The organism is Streptomyces sp. NPDC023723, from assembly GCF_040639815.1.
In the GTDB taxonomy this organism is placed as follows: domain Bacteria; phylum Actinomycetota; class Actinomycetes; order Streptomycetales; family Streptomycetaceae; genus Streptomyces.
Genome location: NZ_JBFAAP010000055.1, coordinates 36,815 through 48,072, shown reverse-complemented (window position 1 = coordinate 48,072; position 11,258 = coordinate 36,815). Strand labels below are relative to the sequence as shown.

9 protein-coding genes are annotated in these 11,258 nt (G+C 70.6%); 6 read left to right on the top strand and 3 right to left on the bottom strand.

The genetic code is table 11. The features are described 5' to 3' along the window. Positions 1-248: 248 nt before the first annotated feature. Positions 249-2,096: a cellulose synthase catalytic subunit gene (locus tag AB0G32_RS33965; RefSeq protein ID WP_361172405.1), complete on the top strand. Its 1,848-nt coding sequence runs from the start codon at positions 249-251 to the stop codon at positions 2,094-2,096. 3 nt (positions 2,097-2,099) lie between these two features. After that, positions 2,100-4,058, top strand: a complete 1,959-nt coding sequence (locus AB0G32_RS33960; RefSeq protein WP_361172396.1) for a kelch motif-containing protein — start codon at positions 2,100-2,102, stop codon at positions 4,056-4,058. A gap of 3 nt (positions 4,059-4,061) precedes the next feature. Here the strand turns inward: AB0G32_RS33960 and AB0G32_RS33955 are convergent, their stop codons facing one another. Next, positions 4,062-5,045, bottom strand: coding sequence for a glycoside hydrolase family 6 protein (locus AB0G32_RS33955; protein WP_361172393.1), 984 nt, complete (start codon positions 5,043-5,045; stop codon positions 4,062-4,064). A 174-nt stretch (positions 5,046-5,219) separates the two neighbouring features. Between AB0G32_RS33955 and AB0G32_RS33950 the strand changes: the two genes are divergently transcribed. The 3 genes from AB0G32_RS33950 (at position 5,220) to AB0G32_RS33940 (ending at position 7,907) form a co-directional block, all read left to right on the top strand. Next, on the top strand, positions 5,220-5,729 hold the full coding sequence (locus tag AB0G32_RS33950) for a MarR family transcriptional regulator (RefSeq protein ID WP_361172390.1): 510 nt from the start codon (positions 5,220-5,222) through the stop codon (positions 5,727-5,729). 54 nt (positions 5,730-5,783) lie between these two features. Continuing rightward, the gene (locus tag AB0G32_RS33945) at positions 5,784-6,122 is read left to right on the top strand and encodes a DUF3817 domain-containing protein (protein WP_361172387.1); all 339 of its coding nucleotides are present in this window, start codon (positions 5,784-5,786) and stop codon (positions 6,120-6,122) included. Positions 6,123-6,206: 84 nt separating this feature from the next. Further along, complete coding sequence (locus AB0G32_RS33940) at positions 6,207-7,907, top strand: methylmalonyl-CoA mutase family protein (RefSeq protein WP_361172384.1); 1,701 nt, start codon at positions 6,207-6,209, stop codon at positions 7,905-7,907. Positions 7,908-7,968: 61 nt separating this feature from the next. Here the strand turns inward: AB0G32_RS33940 and AB0G32_RS33935 are convergent, their stop codons facing one another. Continuing rightward, positions 7,969-8,727 (bottom strand): sporulation protein, encoded by a 759-nt coding sequence (locus AB0G32_RS33935; protein ID WP_361172381.1) that lies wholly within the window; start codon positions 8,725-8,727, stop codon positions 7,969-7,971. A gap of 82 nt (positions 8,728-8,809) precedes the next feature. Next, a complete protein-coding gene (locus AB0G32_RS33930; RefSeq protein ID WP_361172378.1) occupies positions 8,810-9,445 on the bottom strand; it encodes a TetR/AcrR family transcriptional regulator in 636 nt (211 codons plus the stop codon). A gap of 235 nt (positions 9,446-9,680) precedes the next feature. Between AB0G32_RS33930 and AB0G32_RS33925 the strand changes: the two genes are divergently transcribed. Continuing rightward, entirely contained in the window at positions 9,681-10,655 is a 975-nt protein-coding gene (locus tag AB0G32_RS33925; protein ID WP_361172375.1) for a tetratricopeptide repeat protein, read from the top strand. The last annotated feature ends 603 nt before the right edge of the window (positions 10,656-11,258 follow it).

Below are 11,258 nucleotides of genomic sequence, written 5' to 3'. Positions count from 1 at the left end.
GGGCGCCTCTCCCGGTTACCCCCCGTTTTTCCCCCCCCCCCGGCCCGCCCCCCCCCCCCCCCCCCCCCCCCCCGGCCCCGACCCACCACCCCACCGTGGGCGCTACGCGCACCCCCACCGAACCCGCACAGGCGCCGCAGGCACACCCGTACCCCCACCCACCTGGACGCCCCCAGTTCGACACGCCCCCAAATCTCCACTTTTGTATGGGTAGATCGCTGGATCACTCCCACTCACTGGAGGGCGCTGTGCGGCCGGAGGGCTACGACTACGACACCCACAGCCGACTGGCCGGACCGCTCATGGAGCCGTCCGGCACCGCCTACCGGGTGCAGTACACCTCGCTGCTCTCCCGCGAGCCCCAGCGAATAAAAGCCGTCCTCCTGATGACCCTCGCGCCGCTGCTCACCGGCGCCCTGCTGGTCTACCTCGTCTGGCCCACCCACTGGGTGGAAAGAGAGGGCGCCGACGCCTGGCTGACCACCCTCGACGTCATCATGCTCATATCGATCGGCCTGATCGAACTGTTCATGGTCGTCAACGTCGCCTCCGTCGCCCACGCCACGATGGTCGCCCGCGACCCCGTCCCCGTCACCCCCGAACCCGGCACCCGCGTCGCCTTCCTCACCACGTACGTCCCGGGCAAGGAACCCCTCGGCATGGTCCGCGCCACCCTGGAGGGCGCCACCCGCCTCACCCACACCGGCACCCTCGACGTATGGCTCCTCGACGAGGGCGACGACCCCGAGGCCAAGGCGCTCTGCGCGGAGCTGAACGTCCGCCACTTCACCCGGCACGGCATCCCCGACTGGAACCAGGCCACCGGCGTCCACAAGGCCCGCACCAAGCACGGCAACTACAACGCGTGGATCGCCATGCACGGCGACGCCTACGACTTCTTCGCCTCCGTCGACCCCGACCACGTCCCGCTCCCCAACTTCCTGGAGCGGATGCTCGGTTACTTCCGCGACCCGGACGTCGCCTTCGTCGTCGGCCCCCAGGTGTACGGCAACTACCACAACCCCGTCACCAAGGCCGCCGAGTCCCAGCAGTTCCTCTTCCACGCCCTGATCCAGCGGGCCGGCAACCGCTACCGCGCCCCCATGTTCGTCGGCACCAACAACGTCGTACGCCTCACCGCCGTGAAACAGGTCGGCGGCCTGTACGACTCGATCACCGAGGACATGGCCACCGGCTTCGAGATCCACCGCCGCAAGAACCCCCGCACCGGCCACCACTGGCAGTCCGTCTACACCCCCGACGTGCTCGCCGTCGGCGAGGGCCCGGCCTCCTGGACCGACTTCTTCACCCAGCAGATGCGCTGGTCCAGGGGCACCTACGAGACCCTCATCAAGCAGTACGGCAAGGCCGTCTTCCGGATGCCGCCGGGCCGTCTGCTGTCCTACACCCTGATGCTCGTCTACTACCCGATGACGGCCGTCAACTGGTTCCTCGGCATCCTCAGCTGCCTGCTCTTCCTCTGCTTCGGAGCCTCCGGCACCGAGGTCGCCGCCTCCGTCTGGCTGATGCTCTACAGCGATGCCGCCGCCCTCCAGGTCGGCCTCTACCTCTGGAACCGCCGCCACAACGTCTCCCCGCACGAACCCCAGGGCTCCGGCGGCCTGGCCGGCATGGCCATGTCGGCGATCTCCGCGCCGATCTACCTGAAGTCCTTCAGCGAAGCGCTCCTGCGCCGGCCCAGCCGCTTCGTCGTCACCCCCAAGGGCGACGGCGCCAGCCCCGACCGCCCGCTCACCTTCCGCATCCACCTCACCTGGGCGCTCGTCCTCGGCACCGCCCTGACCGCGTCCGCCGTCCTGGACCACACCCACGTGGCGATGCGCACCTGGGCGTTCCTGGCCATGGCGATCTCGCTGGCCCCGTTCACGGTCTGGGCCACCACCGCCTGGCGCGCCCGCGGGGCCGCACCCGCCGGCGCCCAGGCCACCGCCCAGCCGATCCAGCCGATCCCGCCGATGCCGGCCTCGCCCCCCGAGGCCACCGCGCCGGCCACCTCGGCCACCTCGGCCACCCCCGCCTTCGCCGCCACCGGCATCACCTCGACCGTCTCCGGCACGATGACAGGAGGCAACTAGGCCATGGCCTACACCCTCTCGCAGAAGACCAAGAAGACCGTCCTGGGCGTCGGCGGCCTGGCGGTCCTGGCCGCGCTCAACGCCCCCGCCGCCCTCGACTTCGCCGGCGAGAAGTACCACGCGTACAAGATCTCCCGCCCCTCCTACAAGGCGAAGTACGGCTCCTGGAACCAGATCGGCATTCCGGAGGAGTACCGCACCAACGCCATCCACGCCGCCCTCCTGCACACCGGCAAGGTGCTGATCGTCGCGGGCTCCGGCAACGAGCAGAAGAAGTTCGACAAGGGCTCCTTCGACACCGTCCTGTGGGACCCGGAGAAGAACACCTTCAAAAAGGTCGACACCCCCGACGACTTCTTCTGCTCCGGCCACGCCGCCCTCCCCGACGGCCGCATGCTGGTGGCCGGCGGCACCGCCCGCTACGAACTCCTGGACGGCGAGGTGGACCGGGCCGGCGGCGGCATGCGGGTGAAGAACGAGAACCCCGACAAGCCCGTGCACCTGCCCAAGGGCACCCGCTTCCGCTCGCCGGCCGGCGTCGAGTACGTCTCCAGGTTCGACGTCACCCTGCCGAAGGCCAAACGCGCCTTCGAGATCACCCGCGACGAGCGCGGCGTCGTACAGCCCTACAAGACGAAGATCACCGCCAGCGAGCGCCGGGTCTTCGTCGAGGCCGCCGAGAAGGGCCCGCTGTCGGTCACCGACAGCCAGGCCCAGTACGAGATCGTCGGCCTGAAGGGCGAGGCGGCCGACAACACCTACGGCCTCAGCGAGAAGATCACCCTGGAGAAGCAGGACTTCCAGGGCATCCGCGCCGCCTACGAGTTCGACCCGGTCGCCGAGAAGTACGTCCCGGTCGACCCGATGGACAAGGCCCGCTGGTACCCGACCCTGGTCGGCCTCGACGACGGCCGCATCCTCGCCGCCTCCGGCCTGGATGACGTGGGCGTGATCGACCCCGGCGACAACGAGATCTACGACCCGGACACGAAGAAGTGGTCACCGGGCCCCAAGCGCTACTTCCCCACCTACCCGGCCCTGTTCCTCACCAAGGGCGGCAAGCTCTTCTACTCCGGTTCCAACGCCGGCTACGGCCCCGCCGAGAAGGGCCGCGTCCCGGGCCTGTGGGACCTGAAGGACAACAGCTTCAAACCGGTCCCCGGCCTCACCGACCCCGACCAGCTCGAAACCTCCGCGTCCCTCCTGCTGCCCCCCGCGCAGGACCAGAAGGTGATGGTGCTGGGCGGCGGCGGGGTGGGCGAGTCGAAGAAGTCCACCGAGCGCACGGCCGTCGTCGACCTCAAGAAGGAGAACCCGGCCTTCGAGCCCGGCCCCGACCTCCCGCAGGGCACCCGCTACCTGAACAGCGTGATCATGCCGGACGACACCGTCTTCACCTCCAACGGCTCGTCGGACTACCGGGGCCGCAGCGCCAGCAACATCCTCAAGGCCCAGGTCTACGACCCGAAGAGCAACGCCTTCCACGAGGCCGCGTCCCCCGCCGTCGGCCGCAACTACCACTCCGAGGCGCTGCTGCTGCCCGACGGCCGGGTCGCCACGTTCGGCTCCGACCCGCTCTTCGACGACCAGCAGAACACCAAGCTGGGCCACTTCGAGCAGCGCATGGAGGTCTTCACCCCGCCGGCCCTGCACCGCAACACGGCCGCCCGCCCGGTCCTGAAGGACGGCCCGAAGACCGTCGACGCCGGCCAACGCGTCACGTACCGTACCGCGCACCCCGACCGGATCGCCAAGGCCCGGCTGATGCGCCCCAGCGCGGTCACCCACACCACCGACGTCGAACAGCGCTCCATCGAACTCGACGTGACCAAGAAGGGGAAGGCGGTCACCTTCGACATCCCGAAGGACCGCGCCCTGGTCCCGCCCGGCTGGTACATGCTGTTCGTCACGGACGCCGACGGCACCCCGTCGAAGGCGAAGTGGATCCAGGTGAAACCCTGAGCCTCACTCGGAGTTGCGGGCCAGCCCGAGCGCGTACTCCGGCCACCACCGCCCCGCGTCCGGCCCGCCCGCACAGGTGCCGTCCGACTCCCCGGGCCGCTTGATCCACAGATAGGCGTCGACCACCGGGTCACCGGTCCGGGTGGTCGGCCGGGTGCCCAGCGCCCGGCCCGGCGGGTTGCACCACACCCCCGGCAGCGGCCCGTTCCCGTTGCGGCTGGTGTCGATGACGAAGTGCTTACCCCCCAGCCCCTGGGACAGCTTCTTGCCGTACTCCGTGGTGTCCTCGTCGGTCTGGAAGTTGGAGACGTTGAGCGCGAAGCCGTCCGCCGCCGCGATCCCGGCCCGCTTCAGCGGGTCGACCAGCGCCCAGGGGTCCTTGATCCACGCCGGATTGCCCGCGTCCAGGTACACCGCGACGTTCGGCTGGGCCTTCAGCCGGATGATCGCCTCGCCCAGCAGCGCCTCCCGCTCGGCGTGCAGCTCGCGCGGGGTGCAGCCGTCCACGATGTGCGCGACGGCGTCCGGCTCCAGCACCACCAGTGCCTCGGCGTCCCCGATCGCGTCGGCGAACCGGCCGATCCACTGCCGGTAGGCCGCCGCGTCGGCCGCGCCCCCGGCGGAGTGCTGGCCGCAGTCCCGGTGCGGGATGTTGTAGGCGGTCAACAGCACCGTCCGGCCGGCCTCCGCCGCCGCCCCGGTGGCCCGCCGCACCAGCGGCGTGGGATCGATCTCGCCGGCCGGCCACAGCGCGGCCGGCTGCCCGGCGATCCGCTGGAGCAGTTCGGCGTCCTGGCTCCGGCCCTGCCGCTGCCACAGCCGGCCCTGCCGGGCGGCCGGGCTCTCCGGATCGACCCAGAACTCGGAGCCGGCCTTCTTGGAGGGGACACCGGCCACCGACGCCTCGTCGACGTCGGCGGCGGAAGAGCAGCCCGCGGTGAGTCCGAGGGCGGTGAGGACGGCGAGGGTCTGGATCAGCCGGAACATGCTGCTCCCTGAAGCAGAGGTAACGATGCGTAACGATCCGGTGCTTATCGTGACATATCGGGCGTGTCGCGCGGTGCACCGCCATGCCCGCAACCGGGTCGGCCGGCGGCCCCCGCGGTCCGAAAAGCGGGACGGAGCTGACCAGCATGTGACCGGCCGGTAAGGTCTGATGCCGTGCCGAAGCCGCTCAGTCTCTCCTTCGACCCCATCGCCCGCGCCGACGAAAGCTGGAAGCGCCGCTGGGGCAGCGTGCCCTCCATGGCCGCGATCACCTCGATCATGCGGGCGCACCAGATCCTGCTGGCCGAGGTCGACGCGGTGGTCAAGCCGTACGAGCTGACCTTCGCGCGCTACGAGGCGCTGGTGCTGCTCACCTTCTCCAAGTCGGGCGAGCTGCCGATGTCCAAGATCGGCGAGCGGCTCATGGTGCACCCCACGTCCGTGACGAACACCGTCGACCGCCTGGTCACCTCGGGGTTCGTCGCCAAGCGCCCCAACCCCAACGACGGCCGCGGCACCCTCGCCTCGATCACCGACCGGGGCCGCGAGGTGGTCGAGGCCGCCACCCGCGACCTGATGGCGATGGACTTCGGCCTGGGCGCCTACGACGCCGAGGAATGCGGCGAACTCTTCGCGATGCTCCGCCCGCTGCGGGTGGCGGCGGGGGACTTCGAGGAGGACTGAGCGGCGCGGAACCCGCCGCAAGATCGCCCGGAACGCCTCGTTACGCTCATACCCATGAAAAAGAGCGTGCTGACCCGCTACCGGGTCATGGCGTACGTCACCGGCGTGCTGCTGATCCTGCTGTGCCTGAGCATGATCGCCAAGTACCTGCTGGACATCAACGGTGCCGACGACCTCACCCGCGTCGTCAGCATCGCGCACGGCTGGCTCTACGTCATCTACCTGATCTTCGCCTTCGACCTCGGCGCCAAGGCGAAGTGGCCGGTCAAGAAGCAGCTGTGGGTGCTGCTCGCCGGAACCATCCCGACGGCCGCGTTCTTCGTGGAGCGCCGGATCACCCCGGAACTCCAGGCGAAGATCACCGACGGCCGCCCCGTGGTCGCCAAGGCGTAACGGCCCGCGCCGCGTCGTACCGCCGTACACACGTACGGCGGTCTGCCATCGACATTTACTAGGACGTCCTAGTAAATTTGGAGTATGGACGCTGACGCGATACAGGCGGGCCGCCGACGCTGGCAGGCCCGGTACGACGCGGCGCGCAAGCGCGCCGCGGACTTCACCACGCTCTCCGGCGACCCCGTGGAGCCGGTGTACGGGCCCCGGCCCGGGGACACGTACGAGGGCTTCGAGCGGATCGGCTGGCCGGGCGAGTACCCCTTCACCCGCGGCCTGTACCCGACCGGCTACCGCGGCCGGACCTGGACGATCCGCCAGTTCGCCGGGTTCGGCAACGCCGAGCAGACCAACGAGCGCTACCGCATGATCCTGCGCAACGGCGGCGGCGGACTCTCGGTCGCCTTCGACATGCCCACCCTGATGGGCCGCGACTCCGACGACCCGCGCTCGCTGGGCGAGGTCGGCCACTGCGGGGTGGCCATCGACTCGGCCGCCGACATGGAGGTCCTCTTCCGGGACATCCCGCTCGGTGACGTCACCACCTCGATGACGATCAGCGGCCCGGCGGTCCCCGTCTTCTGCATGTACCTGGTCGCGGCGGAACGCCAGGGCGCCGACCCGGCCGCGCTGAACGGCACCCTTCAGACGGACATCTTCAAGGAGTACATCGCCCAGAAGGAGTGGCTCTTCCAGCCCGAGCCGCACCTGCGCCTGATCGGCGACCTGATGGAGTACTGCGCGGCCGGCATCCCCGCCTACAAGCCGCTCTCCGTCTCCGGCTACCACATCCGCGAGGCGGGCTCGACGGCCGCGCAGGAACTGGCGTACACGCTGGCGGACGGCTTCGGCTACGTGGAGCTGGGCCTGTCCCGCGGCCTGGACATAGACACCTTCGCCCCCGGCCTGTCCTTCTTCTTCGACGCGCACCTGGACTTCTTCGAGGAGATCGCGAAGTTCCGCGCGGCCCGCCGGATCTGGGCCCGCTGGCTGCGCGACGTCTACGGGGCGAAGTCGGAGAAGGCCCAGTGGCTGCGCTTCCACACCCAGACCGCCGGCGTCTCGCTCACCGCCCAGCAGCCGTACAACAACGTGGTCCGGACCGCGGTGGAAGCCCTGTCCGCCGTCCTCGGCGGCACCAACTCGCTGCACACCAACGCCCTCGACGAGACCCTCGCCCTGCCCTCCGAGCAGGCCGCCGAGATCGCCCTGCGCACCCAGCAGGTCCTGATGGAGGAGACCGGCGTCGGCAACGTGGCCGACCCGCTCGGCGGCTCCTGGTACGTCGAACAGCTGACGGACCGGATCGAGGCGGATGCGGAGAAGATCTTCGAGCAGATCAGGGAGCGCGGTCTGCGCGCCCACCCCGACGGACAGCACCCCATCGGTCCGATGACCTCCGGCATCCTGCGCGGCATCGAGGACGGCTGGTTCACCGGCGAGATCGCCGAGTCGGCCTTCCGCTACCAGCGGTCCCTGGAGAAGGGCGACAAGCGGGTCGTCGGCGTCAACGCCCACACCGGCTCGGTCACCGGCGACCTGGAGATACTGCGGGTCAGCCACGAGGTGGAGCGGGAGCAGGTGCGGGCGCTGGGCGAACGCCGGGCCGGCCGGGACGACGCGGCCGTGCGCGCGGCCCTGGACACCATGCTGGACGCGGCCCGCACCGGCGCGAACATGATCGCCCCAATGCTGGACGCGGCCCGCGCGGAGGCGACCCTCGGGGAGATCTGCGGGGTGCTGCGGGAGGAGTGGGGGGTTTATACGGAGCCGGCGGGGTTCTGAGTGGCGTCGAGGAGCCTGCCCGCTGCTTGGTACAAGCGTACGAGCTGAGCCGCCGGGAAGGTCAGCCCGTCCTCACCTGGCGCAGCCAGTCGCCGACCAGCCCGTTCCAGTCGGTGCGGTCGAGATCGTGGTGCGCCGCGACGAAACGGCGGGCCGGGGCCTTCTCTTCCCAGGACCGGACGCCGTGGCCGGAGCGGCGCAGCAGGATCTCGCAGCCGACCGCGTTGGTGAGCAGCACGAGTTCGAGGTCCGTGCCGACCCCGTCCGTCGTACGGTCCCGCAGTTCGAGCAGCTGATAGAAGTCGAACGGTTGGTCGACGTCCGGAATCCACTCCTCGACCAACCGCCCCGCCTCGCAGGTGTACCCGTGGCCGGCGAAGGCATCGAGGACGGCCTCGTGCAGGGGCAGGGGCGAGACGTGCAGCAGGTCGTCGTCCGAACCGGTTCTGAGCGCACTGTCGTCCACGTGGGTCCGCAGCTCCAGGACGGCTCCCAACGCACGCCCCGCCACTTCGGTGAACGGCGTCGCCCAGGGCAGCCGGACGGTGAACGGCACGACGACCTCCTCGCCCCTCGGGATCGAGTAGGGGCCGTACGCAAAGGCGCGGTTGACCTCGTCGTCCCCGGCACGGACACCGGGGGACGCGGGCCAGGACGCGAGCACCCTGAAGGAAAAGCCCTGGACCTCGGTGCTGAGCAGACCGCCCCGCACGACCACCTGGCCGGGGACCGTGTCTCCCGGACGAATGACTCCGGCGAGTAGCTGGGCGTCGACGTCCACCGGGCCTCCACCCGCCCGCGCGAGTATTCGAGTGAGCATCCGCGGAGCTTACCGCCGCCGGGAATTCGCGCCGCATGTGTGGGCAGCCGCGCACCACGCGACCGGGTCCTTGCCGCAGCGGCTACGTCTCCCGCGGCTTCCGGCCGCTTTCCCGCAGCCCCAGCAGCAGCACCCGCGACAGCCCCTGGATCCACTCCGCGTCGGCCGGCTCCGCGCTCACCAGGGTGCGGTGCACCACCGCGCCCGCCACCATGTCGAAGATCAGGTCGGCGGTGCGGGCGGCCTCGGTCGGGTCGGGCTGGGGCGGGAGTTCGCCGCGGGCCTGGGCGCGGGCGCGGCCCTCCAGGACCAGGCGCTTCTGGCGCTCCACGATCGAGCAGCGGATGCGTTCGCGCAGGGCCGCGTCGCGGGTGGACTCGGCGACCACCGCCATCAGACCGCTGCGGGCCTCCGGGCGGTCCAGGATCGTCGCGAACTGGTGGACCACGCCCTCGATGTCGGCGGCCAGACAGCCGCGGTCCGGGAGGCGGAGTTCGTCGAAGAGTTCGGCGACCGCGTCCACCACCAGTTCGTTCTTGCCCGCCCAGCGGCGGTAGAGGGTGGTCTTGGCCACCCCGGCCCGCATCGCCACATCGCCCAGGGTCAGTTTCGACCAGCCCAGCTCCACCAGCGCCGCCCGCGTCGCGGCCAGGATCGCGGCGTCGGCCGTCGCGCTGCGCGGACGGCCGGAGCGACCGGTGGGGGAGCGGTTCGGCATCCTCCGACCATAACCGCGGGTTTGCCGGGGGCGGCCGTGAGGGAGATCACCGAGGGGCCGTTTCGCGGGGGGTGCGGCGGGCATTACGCTACGAGCCGTAGCGAAAGCCGGAGCGACTTCGCGCTGGAGCGACGACCACCGGCGCCGGGTGGGGACCCGGCGCCGAACAGCACACATCAGAGCGGGTTTCAGGCCGCTTTTCACGGACGCGCGCGGTACGGGGGAGGATAGGCGTATGCAGCCACGGAACATGTCCATGAGCGGAGTCGTCGACCTCGCCGCGGTGAAGGCGGCCCAGGAGGCCAAGGCGAAGGCGGAGCAGGCGCGCGCCCAGGCCGCGCAGCAGGGCGGCGGGGGTGCCGTCTCGCCCGCCGACCTCGTCCTCGACGTCGACGAGGCGGGCTTCGAGCGCGATGTCCTCCAGCGGTCCACCGAGGTCCCGGTCGTCATCGACTTCTGGGCCGAGTGGTGCGAGCCCTGCAAGCAGTTGAGCCCGGTCCTGGAGCGGCTCGCCGTCGAATACAGCGGCCGGTTCGTGCTCGCCAAGATCGACGTCGACGCCAACCAGATGCTGATGCAGCAGTTCGGCATCCAGGGCATCCCGGCCGTCTTCGCGGTGGTCGCCGGGCAGGCGCTGCCGCTCTTCCAGGGCGCCGCCGGCGAGTCCCAGATCCGCGAGACCCTGGACCAGCTGGTGCAGGTCGCCGAGCAGCGCTTCGGCCTGACCGGCCTGGTCGTCGACCCCGAGGCCGACCCGGGTGCCGTGCACGAGGCCCCGGCCGCGCCGGCCGGACCGCACGACGCCGCGCTGGAGGCCGCCGTACAGGCCCTGGACGCGGGCGACCTGGGCGGCGCGGTCCGCGCGTACCAGAACGTACTGAACGAGGACCCGGGCAACATGGAGGCCAAACTCGGCCTCGCGCAGGCCGAGTTGCTCCAGCGGGTGCAGAACCTGGACCCGCAGCGGGTGCGCAAGGACGCGGCCGACAAGCCCGCCGACGCGCAGGCCCAGATCGCCGCCGCCGACCTCGATCTGGTGGGCGGTCACGTGGAGGACGCCTTCGGGCGCCTCATCGACACGGTACGGCGCACCTTCGGCGACGAACGGGACACCGTACGGGTGCGGTTGCTGGAGCTGTTCGAGGTGGTCGGCGCCGACGACCCGCGGGTGGCGGCGGCCCGCCGCGCGCTCGCCCGCGCTCTGTTCTGACCGGGCCGTACCTCTTCCGACCGCCCGGCCGATGATCTTGCGGTCGGGCGGTGCCGGTGTGAAGGGAAACGTCGGCGGAGCCGCAGTACAGCCGTGTTTTGCCAAAACTTGGTAATTCGGGCCGCTGTTACTGCGAGTAAGTCGACGGCGGTGGAGTGTCAGTCTCTGTCCGGCGAAGAGTGGTTTTGTCCCCTCGCCCGGCGACACCGAGCGTCGCCGGGTTCTACCGCTGCGTCGACCCTTGGTTATCGCCCCGTTACTAGCCAGTAACGGCGCCCCTTGTGCGGGCGGCGAGAATGCACCACGATCGGCCACGCTCGGTCCGTTCCCGTCCCCCGACAGCCAATCGGGTCGCGGGCTTCCTGGGTCCCCACCGAGCAGGACCGGCGGCAGAGGAGCCGGCCCTTGGGCAGGGGGGTCTTCGCCTCCGTGGCGGAGCCTGTCCGGCAGGGTTGTGCGTGATGTGTGTCAGGCGCGACCAGTGGTTGTCGCTCGGGGGTGATCGCCGGTGATTCGGGCGCGTGGTGCGCGCCGTCGAGTACGGGCGCTCTCCTTCCCGAGGACGTAGCACTTCTCCCATCCCTGCCCGGCCGAGCCGCCGCT

Excerpts from the sequence above, each read along its gene's own strand:
- AB0G32_RS33925 (WP_361172375.1), top strand. The coding sequence starts at position 9,681 with ATGCAGCCACGGAACATGTCCATGAGCGGAGTCGTCGACCTCGCCGCG.
- AB0G32_RS33940 (WP_361172384.1), top strand. The coding sequence starts at position 6,207 with ATGGACGCTGACGCGATACAGGCGGGCCGCCGACGCTGGCAGGCCCGG.
- AB0G32_RS33955 (WP_361172393.1), bottom strand. The coding sequence starts at position 5,045 with ATGTTCCGGCTGATCCAGACCCTCGCCGTCCTCACCGCCCTCGGACTC.
- AB0G32_RS33935 (WP_361172381.1), bottom strand. The coding sequence starts at position 8,727 with ATGCTCACTCGAATACTCGCGCGGGCGGGTGGAGGCCCGGTGGACGTC.
- AB0G32_RS33960 (WP_361172396.1), top strand. The coding sequence starts at position 2,100 with ATGGCCTACACCCTCTCGCAGAAGACCAAGAAGACCGTCCTGGGCGTC.
- AB0G32_RS33930 (WP_361172378.1), bottom strand. The coding sequence starts at position 9,445 with ATGCCGAACCGCTCCCCCACCGGTCGCTCCGGCCGTCCGCGCAGCGCG.
- AB0G32_RS33945 (WP_361172387.1), top strand. The coding sequence starts at position 5,784 with ATGAAAAAGAGCGTGCTGACCCGCTACCGGGTCATGGCGTACGTCACC.